This is a genomic window from Advenella sp. FME57 (assembly GCF_014897675.1).
In the GTDB taxonomy this organism is placed as follows: Bacteria; Pseudomonadota; Gammaproteobacteria; order Burkholderiales; family Burkholderiaceae_B; genus Advenella.
In genome coordinates, this window is sequence record NZ_JABUXU010000009.1 from 72,149 (window position 1) to 86,340 (window position 14,192).

The 14,192-nt window shown below is 54.5% G+C and carries 17 protein-coding genes and 1 tRNA gene; 10 read left to right on the forward strand and 8 right to left on the reverse strand.

Annotated features, from left to right (window positions below; genetic code table 11):
* Positions 1 to 7: 7 nt before the first annotated feature.
* Complete coding sequence (locus INT32_RS11880; RefSeq protein WP_193088950.1) at positions 8 to 172, forward strand: hypothetical protein; 165 nt, start codon at positions 8 to 10, stop codon at positions 170 to 172.
* A gap of 86 nt (positions 173 to 258) precedes the next feature.
* Positions 259 to 335 (forward strand) — tRNA-Val (locus tag INT32_RS11885).
* Positions 336 to 619: 284 nt separating this feature from the next.
* Here the strand turns inward: INT32_RS11885 and INT32_RS11890 are convergent.
* A complete protein-coding gene (locus INT32_RS11890) occupies positions 620 to 952 on the reverse strand; it encodes a helix-turn-helix domain-containing protein (protein WP_193088951.1) in 333 nt (110 codons plus the stop codon).
* A gap of 148 nt (positions 953 to 1,100) precedes the next feature.
* On the opposite strand from INT32_RS11890, the gene INT32_RS11895 reads away from it, so the two are divergent.
* Positions 1,101 to 1,427, forward strand: a complete 327-nt coding sequence (locus INT32_RS11895; RefSeq protein ID WP_193088952.1) for a nuclear transport factor 2 family protein — start codon at positions 1,101 to 1,103, stop codon at positions 1,425 to 1,427.
* Positions 1,424 to 2,206: an SDR family oxidoreductase gene (locus INT32_RS11900; protein WP_193088953.1), complete on the forward strand. Its 783-nt coding sequence runs from the start codon at positions 1,424 to 1,426 to the stop codon at positions 2,204 to 2,206. The genes INT32_RS11895 and INT32_RS11900 overlap by 4 nt, the downstream gene beginning before the upstream one ends.
* A 166-nt stretch (positions 2,207 to 2,372) precedes the next feature.
* On the opposite strand, the gene INT32_RS11905 is transcribed toward INT32_RS11900, so the two are convergent.
* The 5 genes from INT32_RS11905 to INT32_RS11925 all read right to left on the reverse strand — a co-directional run bounded on the left by INT32_RS11905 (position 2,373) and on the right by INT32_RS11925 (position 6,052).
* The gene (locus tag INT32_RS11905) at positions 2,373 to 3,332 is read right to left on the reverse strand and encodes an alpha/beta fold hydrolase (RefSeq protein WP_193088954.1); all 960 of its coding nucleotides are present in this window, start codon (positions 3,330 to 3,332) and stop codon (positions 2,373 to 2,375) included.
* A 17-nt stretch (positions 3,333 to 3,349) separates the two neighbouring features.
* Positions 3,350 to 3,781, reverse strand: coding sequence for a PaaI family thioesterase (locus INT32_RS11910; RefSeq protein WP_193088955.1), 432 nt, complete (start codon positions 3,779 to 3,781; stop codon positions 3,350 to 3,352).
* A 523-nt stretch (positions 3,782 to 4,304) separates the two neighbouring features.
* Positions 4,305 to 4,457 (reverse strand): hypothetical protein, encoded by a 153-nt coding sequence (locus INT32_RS11915; RefSeq protein ID WP_193088956.1) that lies wholly within the window; start codon positions 4,455 to 4,457, stop codon positions 4,305 to 4,307.
* 320 nt (positions 4,458 to 4,777) lie between these two features.
* A complete protein-coding gene (locus tag INT32_RS11920; protein WP_193088957.1) occupies positions 4,778 to 5,119 on the reverse strand; it encodes a hypothetical protein in 342 nt (113 codons plus the stop codon).
* Positions 5,120 to 5,164: 45 nt separating this feature from the next.
* Positions 5,165 to 6,052 carry a LysR family transcriptional regulator gene (locus INT32_RS11925; RefSeq protein WP_193088958.1) on the reverse strand — a complete coding sequence of 296 codons (888 nt, stop codon included), beginning with the start codon at positions 6,050 to 6,052 and terminating at the stop codon, positions 5,165 to 5,167.
* A gap of 237 nt (positions 6,053 to 6,289) precedes the next feature.
* Here INT32_RS11925 and INT32_RS11930 point away from each other — a divergent pair, with 237 nt between their 5' ends.
* The 4 genes from INT32_RS11930 (at position 6,290) to INT32_RS11945 (ending at position 10,523) form a co-directional block, all read left to right on the forward strand.
* Positions 6,290 to 7,090, forward strand: a complete 801-nt coding sequence (locus INT32_RS11930) for a sulfite exporter TauE/SafE family protein (protein ID WP_193089080.1) — start codon at positions 6,290 to 6,292, stop codon at positions 7,088 to 7,090.
* Positions 7,091 to 7,218: 128 nt separating this feature from the next.
* On the forward strand, positions 7,219 to 7,989 hold the full coding sequence (locus INT32_RS11935; protein WP_193088959.1) for a YoaK family protein: 771 nt from the start codon (positions 7,219 to 7,221) through the stop codon (positions 7,987 to 7,989).
* 265 nt (positions 7,990 to 8,254) lie between these two features.
* The gene (locus INT32_RS11940; protein ID WP_193088960.1) at positions 8,255 to 9,667 is read left to right on the forward strand and encodes a 3'-5' exonuclease family protein; all 1,413 of its coding nucleotides are present in this window, start codon (positions 8,255 to 8,257) and stop codon (positions 9,665 to 9,667) included.
* A gap of 403 nt (positions 9,668 to 10,070) precedes the next feature.
* Entirely contained in the window at positions 10,071 to 10,523 is a 453-nt protein-coding gene (locus tag INT32_RS11945; RefSeq protein WP_193088961.1) for a YaiI/YqxD family protein, read from the forward strand.
* On the opposite strand, the gene INT32_RS11950 is transcribed toward INT32_RS11945, so the two are convergent.
* Positions 10,508 to 11,683, reverse strand: a complete 1,176-nt coding sequence (locus INT32_RS11950; RefSeq protein WP_193088962.1) for a nitronate monooxygenase family protein — start codon at positions 11,681 to 11,683, stop codon at positions 10,508 to 10,510. The genes INT32_RS11945 and INT32_RS11950 overlap by 16 nt on opposite strands.
* Positions 11,684 to 12,158: 475 nt before the next feature.
* On the opposite strand from INT32_RS11950, the gene INT32_RS11955 reads away from it, so the two are divergent.
* Entirely contained in the window at positions 12,159 to 12,464 is a 306-nt protein-coding gene (locus INT32_RS11955) for a hypothetical protein (protein ID WP_193088963.1), read from the forward strand.
* A 146-nt stretch (positions 12,465 to 12,610) separates the two neighbouring features.
* Entirely contained in the window at positions 12,611 to 12,772 is a 162-nt protein-coding gene (locus INT32_RS11960; RefSeq protein WP_024006252.1) for a DUF1328 domain-containing protein, read from the forward strand.
* Between the two features lie 46 nt (positions 12,773 to 12,818).
* On the opposite strand, the gene INT32_RS11965 is transcribed toward INT32_RS11960, so the two are convergent.
* On the reverse strand, positions 12,819 to 14,060 hold the full coding sequence (locus tag INT32_RS11965) for an MFS transporter (RefSeq protein WP_193088964.1): 1,242 nt from the start codon (positions 14,058 to 14,060) through the stop codon (positions 12,819 to 12,821).
* Positions 14,061 to 14,192 lie beyond the last annotated feature (132 nt).

A 14,192-nucleotide genomic window follows, 5' to 3' on the forward strand; every position in this document is an offset into this window, starting at 1 on the left:
AATTTTTATGAAAGCGATGATATGCACTCTGGCCCTTTTCCTGGGTTTTGGTCTGCTCGGCGGGTGCGCTGGTAAGGCGGCGGACAGCGGGCGCAGCGGCAGTAAAGTCCAGATTTATGGCACTGTCGACTCCGGCATTGGCTATCAATCGAAGAGCATATCCCGTGATTGAGACAGTCTGATTAAATTGTTCATCTTTGTGGTTCAAAAATGTGGACAAGCCAGGCAATACAGTGTTAGAATTCTCTTCTTTCTTGAAGGCGGTTAGCTCAGTTGGTTAGAGCGCTACGTTGACATCGTAGAGGTCGCTGGTTCGAATCCAGTACTGCCTACCAGTTTTATCTGTCATGCACTGGTAGAGTATTCGAGTTTTTTTTCAAAGACTTTTTAAGCTTTATCACCGGCCAGACAATATCATCAAGCCCGCAAGCATTTTGCCCTGCGGGTTTTTTATTGCCTGTCAATTTTTCAATTATCTGCCTGTCTATCTCTTTATTTGTCCCGCAGGGGCCGCTACAGCTACCATTGATGACAAATCGCGATCTGGCAATCCGGCAATGGCATGAATCTATTTTTCAGTTTTTGCTCAAGGCGCGTGTGTGCTGCCAATCTGCCGCGCTCAGGGACGCTGTTCGGCCCATTTGAGCAGCGAATCCAGGGCAGGGCACAGCGCCTGGCCCCATTCAGTCAGGCCGTATTCCACTTTGGGTGGCACCTCTTGGTGATCGATCCGGCGCACAATGCCGTCGGTCTCCAATTGGCGTAATTGCTGAATCAGCATCTTCTGGGAAATGCCAGGCAGTGTGCGTTCGAGTTCGGAAAAACGCAGTAAACTTCCACCAAAAAGACGAAACAGAATAAGCAGTTTCCAGCGTCCTTCCAGCACGCGAATCGCCTGCTCAACGCCATCGGCTGCTGTATCGGCGGTATACGCGGGTCGGGTTATGTTCATGGTCATTTCTTTGTGGGTCAATGGTGCTTACTTTTTAGCACTTACTTTTTAGTGCGTACTTGTTGAAAAGTAAGTTTAGTGCCAGTATTTTCAAAAATCAAATTAAAGCTGTCGATTTTTGTTTACCCCACATGCATGGAGAACTTGAATGTCTGTCAATTTACCGGAACCGATCCTGGCTTATTTCAATGCCGATAGAGATAACGGCAAGGCGCTCGCCGATTGCTTTACTGAACAAGGTGTCGTTATAGATGAAAAGCAAACGTATAACGGACGCGCTGCCATTGAGCGCTGGCGCGCTGAAGCGACTGCAAAATACGTCTATACGTCCGAGCCTTTCGATGTGATCGAACAGGACCAGCAAATCATCGTGAGCAGCCGTTTGCAAGGCAATTTTCCAGGCAGTCCAATTCATATCCGGTATCGTTTCGTACTAGAAGACAATAAAATCGCCTCGCTGGAGATTGCCCCATGAGCTTTGACCTGAATATCGAAGGCTGTCGGGCGCTGGTTACCGGCGGCACCGCGGGTGTGGGGGCAGAGGTTGTCAACGTGCTGCATGAGCTGGGCGTACACATCATTGCTACAGCCCGCAAGGTGCCCGATCGCGCGCCGGACAATATATCCTACATTGCCGCAGATATCGCAACGCCAGACGGATGCGCTGCGGTATGCGATGCTGTACTGGAACAATGGGGTGGTGTTGATTTCCTCATTCATGTTGTCGGCGGATCGAGTTCGCCACCCGGCGGTTATCTGGCGTTGAACGACCAGTATTGGCAACAGGAGCTGAACCTGAATCTGATGCCAGCTGTCCGTATTGATCGATCCTTGCTGCCGTCCATGATCAAGCAGGGATCAGGCGTGATTATTCATGTCACCTCCATTCAGCACGAACTGCCATTGCCGGAAGCTACAACTGCCTATGCCGCAGCTAAGGCAGCACTGGCCACCTACAGCAAGAGCTTGTCAAAAGAAGTATCTCCAAAAGGGGTGCGGGTAATCCGGGTATCGCCAGGCTGGATTGAAACCGAGGCCGCCGCACAACTGGCTAGTCGCCTGGCGCAAAACAACAATACCGATTATGCCGGCGGGAAAAAAATAATCATGGACGCGCTTGGCGGGATTCCGTTAGGGCGCCCGGCCAAGCCGCAGGAAGTGGCTGATCTTATCGCTTTCCTGGTCTCGCCCAGAGCGGGCTCAATCACTGGCACCGAATATGTGATCGATGGTGGCACGGTGCCTACAGTCTGACAGCAGTAAAACCGTCTGGCAATGAGTCAATATGCGCGCAGGGGCGCACAACGGTTCCATGGTCGTGTAAATCATATCAGAAGAGAAGGGGACCGTGACGTGACGAAAGCCTTGGCTTATGGCCGCTTTTGGTAAAGGTGGCTATATCCGGACAGCGATGATGCCGTCAGCGTGATTGCAGGTCAGGTGTTCGGTATGCTTCTTGTTTATCCCTGTGGCTGATGATCGTGCCCCGCGCAGGTTCAATGACTTCTTCAAGCAACCAGTCAAAGGCAATTGGCCACAGCGAGTCAACGAAGCGGCTGTGGAAGAACGCGAAGTGCCCGATTCTCTCATGTTCAATGCTTGCTGGCGATATTCGCAGGTGATATCGTTCGCAGCCGCTATAGTAGTCAAGTACTCGGTCCAGTGCAGCCGGTGTGCCAAAGGGATCGTCACTGACACCCAGCGCCAGCACCGATGCCTCCACTTGCCCAAAGCGCGCCGGCAGTACGCTCATTTCGGCGACCGTTTTGCCGTATTTGCGACCAATAGATCGTTCAAACCGTGGGCCCATGCCGGCCCAGTCCATAGCCACGCCTTTGGGCGTGTCTTCCATCCACCCCAGGCGCCTGGCCGGTACGAATCCGAATGCCTTTGTCAGTAGCGGCATGACGACATGCCATTGCAGGAACATGCTGGTACGTGACCGTCGTGCATAATCGCGCCAGTAAGCGTACTGCGCGCCCATGGTGAAAATGCGCTTGATCAAATGTGACGATGGCGCCAGTCCGATCAGAAATCCGCCAATCGAATGGCCCACGACATAGATGGGTGAATTGCAAAAATGGGTGTGGACATATTGAAGCACCGCTTCAAAATCCGCCTGGCCCCAATCGAGCCATCCTGCTGCAAGGCCGCGCAATGAACCGTATTTTGAATCGCCGATACCGCGATAGTCATAGGTCAGCACTGTGCAGCCCCGTGCGTGCAATGCCTGGGCAAACCTGTCGTAGTACCGACAGCGTACTGATGTGGCGCTATTGATGATGACCACGGGGCGGTGCGAATTGATCTGCGCAAAGCGCCACAAGTTCGCCTGCAGCTGGTATCCATCGGTTGTGATTATCTGAATTGGCTGCGGCATGGCAAAGGTCCTTCGTCTCAACCGTTATGGGCAACATTCACAATGGTGGCCTGGATCAACGCAACGGTTTTGCCAACGCTGCCGTTGTCGTCCAGCTTGTGGACTTCTCCCGTGCAAACGGTCAGCAGTCTGCCCGCATTCTGTACTTTTCCGATTGCGATAAAGGCCGGGCCAAGCGCCGGGCGTAGCAGATTGATTTTAAACTCCGCAGTCACAACTTCATATCCGGCCGGCGCCATGGTCAGGGCGGCATAACCGCAAGCGCTGTCGACAATGCTGGTGACGGCGCCGGCATGCAAATAGCCATGCTGCTGCGACAGGTGCGTTGAAAATGGCAATGTGATGTGCACCTCTGCTTCCTGTATCAGCGTCAATCTGGCGCCCAGGGTATGCATCAATCCCTGTTTGTTGAAGCTGGCTGTTATTCGTTGCTGTATGTTGTTATCCATGACTGGTCATTAGTGAATGATTAATCAAGACAGAATGTCTCCCCAGTTCGATTATAGGAGAGGATTCGATGGCCAGTGCAGTGGCCAGGCGTGGGGCGCATCGATGTCGTTGATCGATTTGCAAGGGGGCGTCTGGCAAGGTGATGGCCTCTCTGGTTTGGAGGACTGTTTTTCTGCCTGGGGATCACTTCAGGATTTTTCTCTTTTATGCTTCTGTTGGGTTGCCACTGTCAGTGGCTTTTATGGTGGATATGACCATGCTTTCCGGGGGGCAAGGGTAAAACACACTATAGGTCCGATGCTTTTGAGGCTCAGCATAGATTGTACATACGCAGGCAAGGGCAGCACTAAGGGTTCAATGAACGCAATTGAGGGAGAGTCCAGGTTGGGGACAGGCGGGGTAAGAAGACAGCGAAGACGGTGCTGACAGTGATGGCAAGTAAATGCAATACGCAGGCGACAGCGGTACGAAGATCACAGGCGTCCGGTACTGCGATGCCTGGCGAATTACTTAGAAGGCTGCTTATGTGCCAGCCTTGAAGGCGCGAATCAAATCGCGAACCTGAAGCATGTAACCTTTTGCCACGTTCCTGTTGCCGCTGGAGCGGGCCAGTTTATACTTGGTCACTGCCTTTCGGATCAGGCCGATATGGACCTGTTGGTATGCTGCGTTCATACTCATCTCCACGTGAATACATACCGATTTTACACTTTTATTACAAGTTGATGCATTCGGTGAAAACCAGTATATGTTGCTTGATATCCACAAGTACCTATGTTGAATACAGAAGCTGGATACGGGAGCATAAACGCAGGGCAAAAAAAAGCCAGCTGCAATAGCTGGCGAGTTCACCCAAAAGCAATGAGTTAATGCCATTGTAGGGGGATGGCTCCCAAAGCACAATTTAACAAATGTCAAGTTTGCATCTTTGGGCGCAAGGGTGAAGCGAATGTGCTCCGTAAAGGCGGTTTGAGCAGGTCCGGCACCCGGCAGGATCAGCGAACCAGCAGCAGCCCCAGTCTGGTCACCGCATAGAAAGCCAGTCCGGCTGCGGCGATGCATGCAATGTAAGGGGGGGCACTAAGCCAGGGCCGCTGGCCCACGATAAAGCGGCTGGTGAAACCTGCAAAGGACAGGCTGTACAGAATGCAGGCGATATGCAGCACCGTAGGGTTTGACAATGAAAACCCCAGCATGAACAGGGCGGTGCCGATCATGAACGAAGGTAGCGCCACGGCAAAGCTGGCGGCGCGGTACATGGCTGCGCCATCAATCTCCCAGTGCGGGTCCTGTTGCGCGGGCGTTGTATCTGCAGAATCAGTATTGTGTGGTTTCATGCGCGCGATCCTTTGAGGCAAGAAGGGGCCGGATGCATCCGTGTTTTATTCAGGAGCCAGAATATGTTGCATCAGCGCCGTTACATAGGCTGGTAATTGTTCGCTGTCCCGTACGCATAGCACCAGATTGCGGCAGGCCCAGGCGTCAGAAAGTGCAATGATATTCAATTGCTGTGCCCGACGGTGGCGTTTGGCAGCAGCCAGCGGCACAATGGCAATCCCGACCCCATTGCCTACCATTCTGCAGACTGCGTCGATGCTGCGTACCCGCACCCGGTAATGCAGATGCCTGCCCGCCTGGCGACCGTGCGCTGCAATGTGCTCCTGCAAGGCGCTGCCTGCCACCAGTCCGGCAAAGTCCAGATGGCTGATCTGGGCAAGACTGGCCGGATTTGCAATGGCTTCAGGATACTCGGGCCCGGTAATAACAACAAGTCGGTCTGCGCCTACCGGGAAAAGTTGAAGGTCGTGCAGATCAGCCGAATCGGCAACCAGCCCGATATCGGCCATGCCCTGGCGGATCAGATCAGCAATATCAGTACTGGTGCGTTCCTCCAAATCGATTGAAATATCAGGGTGACGCTTCAGGAAGGTGCCCAGCAACGCCGGCAGGTGCTCGTTGCAGGCCGATGTGTTGCCCAACAGCCTGACATGTCCTTTGATCCCGCTGCTGTACTGCCCCAGGTCGCCGTGCATGCGTTCCATTTGCTGCACAACAACGCTGGCGTGATGCAGCAGCGTGCGCCCGGCAGGCGTCAGTTGCACGCCTCTGTGGCTGCGATTGAGCAGCAGCACGCCCAGCACGTCTTCCATTCCCTTTATGCGCTCACTGGCCGATGCCGTGGTGATATGGCAGCGGCGTGCAGCTTCGGTAATGGTGCCCGATTCGTGCACGCTCAGGAACAGGCGAAGGTCGGTCAGGTCAAAGCGCATGGTCGCAGTATAACAGGCTGATTATGGAAATTCCTTAATCTGTAATCGACATTTCCTGATTTTCAGCTTTTTGACCAGCCCCTACAATAGGGGTATGTTGCGATTTTGTCCCTGGGAGGCCGGCAAAATATTCGGCAATGGTCGTAGGCACTGGTTGTAGACGAGTCCATGTTCTCACGACCAGCTTAAGGTATTTCCTTATGCAGATTTCCAATTGAGCACATGCTCACACTTTTTATGGCGCGCAAATCCATGGACTTTTTCACCGAGCATTTTTCTATCTTCAACGCAAGTGGCGCCTATTCAGTCGGCACACTGGTGCTGGTGACAACCGTGTTCATCCTTGCCGGCGCAGTCAAGGGCGTTGTGGGGCTGGGATTGCCCACCATTTCCATGGCGTTGCTGGCATTGTTGATGTCGCCGGCGCAGGCCGCGGCATTGCTGGTGATCCCGTCGCTGTTGACCAATATCTGGCAAATGCGGCCCTTTGATGCCGTGCCTCCATTATTGCGTAGTATTGGCACAATGCAGATTGGGATATTTGTCGGTACGATGATGGGAGCCTGGCTGTTGGGGGCGCCAGCCGGAGATGCAGCCGGCGTCGCCCTTGGGGTGGCGCTGGTGGCCTATGCATGTTGGGGGTTGACCGGGCGTTCAATCGTGGTTTCACCTGCTGCACGAACCTGGATGGGGCCATTGGTCGGCTTTGCGACCGGATTCATTACCGCGGCAACCGGTGTTTTCGTTGTGCCGGCAGTACCCTATCTGCAGGCGCTGCAACTGTCACGCGATCGCCTGATTCAGGCGATGGGAGTGTCCTTTAGTGTTTCAACTATTGCATTGGCCCTAGGGCTGTGGCTCAACCACAGCTATGCCCCTGGCGCCGCAGGGGTCTCACTGCTGATGCTGATCCCGGCACTGATGGGTATGTCATTGGGGCAATCGCTCAGGCAAAGGTTGCCAGTGGCCCATTTCAAGAAGGTTTTCTTTTGCAGTCTGATCGTACTGGGGCTTTATCAAGTGGCTGCCGCTGTCTGAGAAGCGCCAGTCTGCGTGGTCCGATCATGGTTCGCGCCATTGTTCTGCAAACGGCATATAATAGGTGCAAACAATAAAATGATCGATGTCCTTTTCACGCTAGCCTGTACAACCGGGCCGTCACCTATATGCCACTCAGATATACCCGAACGCTGACCGATTCTGTTCGCACACAGAAAGCCGATAAACAGATCGGCACACTGCTGGCCTTTGTGGCCGGCGCAATCAATGCCGGTGGATTTCTGGCGGTTCATCAATACACCTCGCACATGACCGGTATTGTTTCGACCATGGCTGATCAGTTGATTCTGGGCGCGTACGAGCTGGTCCTGGCTGGTTTGGCTGCATTGATCTGTTTTCTGTGCGGAAGCATTTGCACCACCATCATGGTCAATTACGCCAGGGTGCACCAAATGCGCAGCGAGTATGCCTTGCCACTTTTACTGGAAGCGGTGTTGCTGCTGTGTTTCGGCGTACTGGGGGCCCGGCTTGCCCAGATGCACGGTCTATTTGTGCCGATCACAGTCATGATTCTGTCGTTTCTCATGGGCTTGCAGAATGCGTTGATCACCAAGCTTTCCCGTTCCGTTATCCGAACCACCCATGTGACGGGAATCGTTACCGATATCGGCATTGAGCTGGGTAAGCTGTTCTATTGGAACCGGGGACGCGTGCGGGAAGACAGCCATTTTGTGGTGGCAGATCGGGCTCGCCTGCGTCTGCATTGTGCGTTGCTGATTGCTTTTTTTGCTGGCGGCACAATGGGGGCCTGGGGGTTTAATCATATTGGCTATATCGCGACGGTACCCTTGGCTTGCCTGCTGGTATTGGTTTCCGGCATACCGGCATTTGACGATATGCGTGCATGGCTCACCAACAGGCGACGCCCGGCCGAATAGACCGCATCGCTTGTGGCGTCAGTGCCGGACTGCTGGCCATTGGCGTGCGTGCCCTTTCATTCCCTGGACTTAACGGTCGGAGCCGGGCATATCGATCAGGCCTGCAGGCACTGGGATCAAGGCAAGAGATCGACTCTCTATAAAGATACCAATATGGTTTTGCAGACGCACTTGGCGCAATTGCAACAGGGGGCTGAAGTCTGCAGCACAGTGGGCCAGAATGGTGTATAAATGCTGTATAAATTTACAGTGCTCAATCCTGCCCATGTCCAGCTACGCTCCAACTGTTGCTACTCCAGACAAGCCCTTTGCTTTTGTCGATGTCGAAACGACCGGCGGGTCGGCTTCGACCGATCGTCTGACCGAGATCGCCATTGTGCGCTATGACGGGCACTCCGTCAGTACCTGGCAAAGCCTGATCAATCCGGAATGCCGTATCCCGGGCTATATAGAAAGCCTGACAGGAATTACCAGCCAGATGGTGGCCAGTGCGCCCACCTTTGCGCAACTGGCAGAACACATTCAGCAACTGCTTGCCGGGCACATTTTTGTCGCCCATAACGCCCGCTTTGATTATGGTTTTATCAAGAATGCCTTTCGGCGGGTAGGGCAGGATTTCACGGCAAATATGCTTTGTACCGTCAAGCTGTCCCGCCGACTCTATCCGCAGCACCGGCGTCACGGGCTCGATTACCTGATTCAGCGGCATGGCCTGACCATGCAGGACAGGCACCGCGCCTACGATGATGCTTATGCATTGCTGCAGTTCTGGGAATGTGTCTGCCGGGAGCACGAGCGGAAAATCGTTGATGACATTGTGCAGGGCCTGGTAGCCCGGCCATCGCTGCCGGCGCATATTGATCCGGCCGTGATCGACGCTTTGCCCAATAGTTTTGGCGTCTATGTGTTTTATGGCGAGAACGAGCTGCCGATATATATTGGCAAAAGCAATCGTTTGCGCCAGCGAGTACTATCGCATTTTGCCAGCGATCATACGGCGCCCAAGGAAATGAAAATTTCCATGCAGATTCGACGTATCGAGCATATTCGCTGTGCCGGCGAAGTGGATGCGCTGCTGACCGAGTCGCGCTTGATCAAGGAATGGATGCCCACCTTGAATCGCCAGTTGCGCAGACAAAAGGATGTTTTTACCTGGCAACTGATCGAGAAGTCCCCCGGCCTGTGGGTTCCCGTTCTTTTGGGCGGAACTGACATTGCGATCGGGCATGGCTTGCATCTGTACGGTCTGTTTTCATCTGCGCGGGATGCGAAAGAGGCGCTACTGGCTATCATCAAAAGCGAAAAACTATGCAAGGCAACGCTTGGTCTGGAGAAGGTACACAGCGCCAGCCCGTGTTTTGCGCGGCAATTGAAGTCTTGTGCCGGCGCCTGCGTCGGGCAAGAGTCGCCTATTGCCCATTCGGCCCGACTGATGACCGCCTTGTCGGCGTTAAGGCTGCGGGACTGGCCATTCGAGGGCGCTGCGCTGCTGCGAGAAGGAAATCTGGTGCATGTCATTCATCAGTGGTGCTATTTGGGAACGGCCCGGGACGAAACAGAACTGCAGGCACTGATGGACTGTGGCAAAGGTGATTTTTCCCGGGATACCTATCGGATATTGGTCAAGCATCGGGACAAACTGCTGGATGCCAGGGCAGTCAGCCTGGCCCTGGAGTAACGCAGACACGTGCATGATTGGTCGAGGCTCTGCATTTGGGCTGGGGCGGGCATGCGCGGATGTCACATGTTTTCTGGTGTGTTGAACGCTCAGGGGCAACTGGCTCAGGGTGCCGCCGACAGATGGTCATCTGCAATGCCCGTTGCTATTATTTTTACTATTGCTATCGCAACTGCCATTTGGCATGCGATGTTGCCACGGCAATATGCGCATGCTTACAAATACACGACCTAACAGATAAGCGATCGCAGCACGGGTAGCATCCTTTTGACGACTGGCGGGCAAAGCGCCGTATAATTTTGCGAGTTGGCGCAATGGTGCGTAGGTGTCTACAGGATAAACGTATACATCGGACAGTCTGGCCAGAGACTGTAAATCGGGTTGTCTGCGGCAGGAGCAGGAAATGGAAATTTGGGTGGATGCGGACGCGTGCCCGGTTGTGATCAAAAACATTCTGTTCAGAGCCGCTGTGCGCTGGCAGGTGAAAACGACGCTGGTGGCCAATCAGATGCTCAATGTGCCCCCGTCTGTTTATATTCAGTCACGTCAGGTACCGCGGGGTTTCGATGTTGCCGATGCCTATATCAGCCAGCACGCCAGCGCTGGCGACCTGGTGATCACTGCAGATATCCCGCTGGCTGCCGAAGTGCTGGAAAAGGGGGTTCAGGCATTGAATCCTCGTGGGGAGCTGTATTCAAAGGAAACCATCCGCGAGCGGCTGACCATGCGCGACATGATGGAAGAGTTGCGCAGTGCCGGCATTGAAACCGGCGGCCCCAGGTCTTTTGATCAGGCAGACACGCGTGCGTTTGCCGGCCAGCTTGACAAATTGCTGGCGCGTTACGCCAAAGCGTGATTGACCTGCGGCGCGGCATTCCCGGTCAGCAGGTACTGAATGGTGTCGTACACGCTGCGAATCTGCTGGCCAAACGGCAACGGATCCTTGCCCCGGAAAAACAGACCCTTGCGCACATCGCCGTTGAACGCGTCGGTCAGGCGCTGGTCGATGCAGAATTGACCGATTTTTGAAATGCCGTCGCGCAGTCCACATACCTGCAGGCAGTTCATGCTTTGTACACAGCGGCGCGGATCGGCCTTGGCAGATGCCTGGAGTTTTTGCTCGTTGCGCAGGTACTTCTGTAGATAGGGTGTCATCACCGCCCGTGCCGGGAGTCCGGCGACGGACATGAATTCGACAATATCTTCGTCTCTGGCGCCAGCCAGTATCTGCTTGAAATTGTCATGCGCGTCGCCCTCGCGGGTGACGGCGAACGCGGTGCCGATCTGTACGGCGGCCGCCCCCCATTGCCGCAGTGCGGTACTGATCTTGCGCACATTAGCCATTCCACCGGCCAGAATGAGCGGGATCTTTTCGCCCTCCAGCCCCAGTTGCCGAAACACCTGCACGGTTTCTTCCAGCACTCGGGCAAAAGAGAAGCGGCCACTGCCCAGATCGTCAATAGTCGTTGCGCCCAAATGGCCGCCGGCGTGATTGGGGTGCTCGATCACAATGGCATCGGGCAGGCGGTTTTTCTTCATCCAGCGCTTGAGCACAATCTGTATGCCGCGCGATTCGGACAGAATTGGAATGAGCGCGACGTCGGGATGCTCGCGGGTCAGGTCCGGCAATTCCAGCGGCAGCCCGGCTCCCATGACAATCGCTTGCGCTCCGGACTCGCAGGCCTGCTGTACAAGGGCGGCGTAGTCGCTTACTGCCTTCATCACGTTGACGGCGATCATGCCCTGGCCGTTGGCGTGTTTTAAGGCCTTTTTGACCTCCCGGTCCAGGGCGATCCGGTTGAGCCTGTCATAGTGTTCCTGGCTGGCCAGTGCCTTGGATTGCTCCAGCAGATCCGGATGCAGGTGCCGCAGGTCGATGCTGGCGATGGTTCCCACGGCATTTTCACGCGCGACGGCGGCGGACAAGCTGCTGGCGGAAATACCGACGCCCATGCCGCCTTGCACCATCGGCAACAATGTATGATTTTTGATTCGTAGGGGCGAGAAGGAATGCATGCGGGTGTCCTGGTTGGATTGAGCACAAAGCTGCGTAGCCGGTTCCCGTGGTATTGACTGATGAGACGCGGCGCTTGTGAATATCTCATTGTGCGGGTTCTGGTCTGTTGTGCAGTTGACAAAAATCAATATCAATTGAATTAGACAGCAGGCCACAGGACAACCATGATTCGCTGAATTGGCAGCGTCAGCGTACGCTACCCGGGTGTACGCTGCTGTCTTGAAAAATATTGAAAATACGACCTTTTGCAATGATTGTTGCGGCGGCGCAAGCGGCGCGGCGCGCTCCCGGAGGCGCAAATAACCCGTTTCTGAAACCGACCGAAATTGGTCGGAGTCTGAATAGAAACCCTGCGAAATGCCAGTCATATTTGGTAATAGCAATCGCGCGTGCAGGCTATTACTATCGAATCGTGTTTTTCATACACATGGTTTCGGCACCAAAATGGTATGCCGTCAAGAAAGGAGTATGACTATGGTCTCCATCAAAAAACTGCTTGCTATCGTTCTTGCCTGCCTGTCTTTGGGCGCGGCTACGTCTGCACTGGCAAACGAGCGTCCCTACGAGCGTGGGTATAGCAGCCACCCTTATACAATGCAGGTTGACCACCGCCATTACGGCGATCGTCATTATCACAGGCATCATCCACGTTACCGCCATCATGGCTGGCGTAACAAGCCGCGTTATTACAGTGATGATCGCAGGTATGACCGTCGTCATCGCTGGGACCGCCGCTATGATTCACATCGCAGGTATTCTCGTTTTCGCGACGTATGGTAATATTCACGTGCAGTCTTTATTAAGTAAATCGTGAGTACACGCAGTGCCCGATTTCAGTTGAATTAAAGATCAGAATACTCAACCGTAAATGCAGTACGGGCCTGTTGTTTGATTATTAATAACCAACAATGTAGCAGGAGAAGCCCATGTTGCACTATGCCGTCGTATTTTTCATTATTGCCATCATCGCCGCTGTTCTGGGCTTTGGTGGTATTGCGGCCGGGGCCGCGTCCATCGCCAAGATCCTGTTCGTTGTCTTCATTGTACTGGCCATTTTGTCGCTGGTATTCGGCGGCAGATTCAAGTAGGGCGCTCGTGTTTCCCTGAAGCGTTCGTTTGCTTGAGGCGTTCCGTTCAGGCGGTATCCGGCCCGGCGGTCGTGCGCATTTGCCTGAAAAGCAATGCTGCGGCAAGCAGCATGACCGCCCCGGTCATCACGAACACAGCCGTAAATCCTGCCTGATTGGCAACCAATCCTCCGGCCAGCGGTCCCAGTACCAGGCCGGCATATTGCGTGGACGTTGCATATCCGAGTACGCCACCGGCGGCATCGGCCGGCACATTATGTCGGATCATGGCTGTCAGCGCCGGCATAATGCCGCAAAGCGTCATCCCCATCAGAAAACGCAAGGTGATAAATTGCCAGTCGGTCTGGGCCAGTCCTTGCAGCAGTAACAGAACAGCCGTTGCGATAAAGCTTGCTATCAGCATTTTAAGGTGACCGTGCGTGTCGCCCCAGCGTCCTGCCCTTGAAGAAAACAGCATGCTGCCGAAGGCCGTGGCGGACATGGCAATGCCCGCCAGCAAGGGAATCTGGTCGGTCAGTGTACGCAGCGACGCCAGATAAAGCGTAATGATGGGCTCTACCGACATATTGGCAAACATCAGCAGGGTACCGGCCAGCAGCATCAGCAACACCAGATTGCGCTGCCGGCCCGATTTCCAGAACGAGTAGGGTATTGCGTTTTTGGGCGGCGCCTCGCGTGGCTTGTGGGTTTCGCGGATCATGAATACTGTACAGAAAAACGCGAGCAGAATAATGCCGCCGGCAACAAAAAATGTCAGTCGGATTCCCAGCAACGCCGGCACGATGCCGCCGATCAGAGGGCCCAGCAGGTTGCCGGCCAGCGTGCCCGAGGCCAGCATACCCACGGCCCAACCGGTATGGGCACGTGGCGTCTGGGTAGCCACCAGAATAGTGGCGCCCGACGCGTAGCCGCCCAGCAGCCCGACCAGCAGTCGCAGCCAGAACAGTTGCCAGACCGTTTGCGCGCAACCGATAAGGGCGATGCCAATGGCCATGCCAAGGCTGGCGCGAATCAGAATGATTTTCCTGCCATAGCGGTCGGCAAACCGGCCCCACACCGGCGCCATCAGCCCGGCCGCCAGGAATGTGATGCTGAAGATCCAACCCGACCAACTGACGACGGCCTCGGGATCGGTGACACCCAGGTTCTGGATATATACCGGTAGTATCGGTAGTATCAGCGTCATCGCCAATATGGTGGTAAAGGAACCAAAAAGGCAGACATACAGATTCTGTTTCCAGGCAATCTGCTGGACTTCATTTTCGCTGGCGCTGTGCGGGGTGGTCATAAACGGAACTTCGCTAGGGGAGCAGCTTGTGAATGGTCAGCTGCCAAGACTGTCTAAGTTAAGCGCGATTCGTCGTAAACCGCCGGGCGTTGAGCTGAAAAGTGATACGAAACGCAAGAGTCTCACTTTAAA

What these genes read in the sequence shown, in the direction of transcription:
- INT32_RS11960 (WP_024006252.1), top strand. Translation starts at nt 12,611, where the DNA reads ATGTTGCACTATGCCGTCGTATTTTTCATTATTGCCATCATCGCCGCT.
- INT32_RS11880 (WP_193088950.1), top strand. Translation starts at nt 8, where the DNA reads ATGAAAGCGATGATATGCACTCTGGCCCTTTTCCTGGGTTTTGGTCTG.
- INT32_RS11925 (WP_193088958.1), bottom strand. Translation starts at nt 6,052, where the DNA reads ATGCGCTTTGACCTGACCGACCTTCGCCTGTTCCTGAGCGTGCACGAA.
- INT32_RS11940 (WP_193088960.1), top strand. Translation starts at nt 8,255, where the DNA reads ATGTCCAGCTACGCTCCAACTGTTGCTACTCCAGACAAGCCCTTTGCT.
- INT32_RS11895 (WP_193088952.1), top strand. Translation starts at nt 1,101, where the DNA reads ATGTCTGTCAATTTACCGGAACCGATCCTGGCTTATTTCAATGCCGAT.
- INT32_RS11930 (WP_193089080.1), top strand. Translation starts at nt 6,290, where the DNA reads ATGGCGCGCAAATCCATGGACTTTTTCACCGAGCATTTTTCTATCTTC.
- INT32_RS11920 (WP_193088957.1), bottom strand. Translation starts at nt 5,119, where the DNA reads ATGAAACCACACAATACTGATTCTGCAGATACAACGCCCGCGCAACAG.
- INT32_RS11935 (WP_193088959.1), top strand. Translation starts at nt 7,219, where the DNA reads ATGCCACTCAGATATACCCGAACGCTGACCGATTCTGTTCGCACACAG.
- INT32_RS11915 (WP_193088956.1), bottom strand. Translation starts at nt 4,457, where the DNA reads ATGAACGCAGCATACCAACAGGTCCATATCGGCCTGATCCGAAAGGCA.
- INT32_RS11900 (WP_193088953.1), top strand. Translation starts at nt 1,424, where the DNA reads ATGAGCTTTGACCTGAATATCGAAGGCTGTCGGGCGCTGGTTACCGGC.
- INT32_RS11945 (WP_193088961.1), top strand. Translation starts at nt 10,071, where the DNA reads ATGGAAATTTGGGTGGATGCGGACGCGTGCCCGGTTGTGATCAAAAAC.
- INT32_RS11910 (WP_193088955.1), bottom strand. Translation starts at nt 3,781, where the DNA reads ATGGATAACAACATACAGCAACGAATAACAGCCAGCTTCAACAAACAG.
- INT32_RS11905 (WP_193088954.1), bottom strand. Translation starts at nt 3,332, where the DNA reads ATGCCGCAGCCAATTCAGATAATCACAACCGATGGATACCAGCTGCAG.
- INT32_RS11950 (WP_193088962.1), bottom strand. Translation starts at nt 11,683, where the DNA reads ATGCATTCCTTCTCGCCCCTACGAATCAAAAATCATACATTGTTGCCG.
- INT32_RS11955 (WP_193088963.1), top strand. Translation starts at nt 12,159, where the DNA reads ATGGTCTCCATCAAAAAACTGCTTGCTATCGTTCTTGCCTGCCTGTCT.
- INT32_RS11965 (WP_193088964.1), bottom strand. Translation starts at nt 14,060, where the DNA reads ATGACCACCCCGCACAGCGCCAGCGAAAATGAAGTCCAGCAGATTGCC.
- INT32_RS11890 (WP_193088951.1), bottom strand. Translation starts at nt 952, where the DNA reads ATGAACATAACCCGACCCGCGTATACCGCCGATACAGCAGCCGATGGC.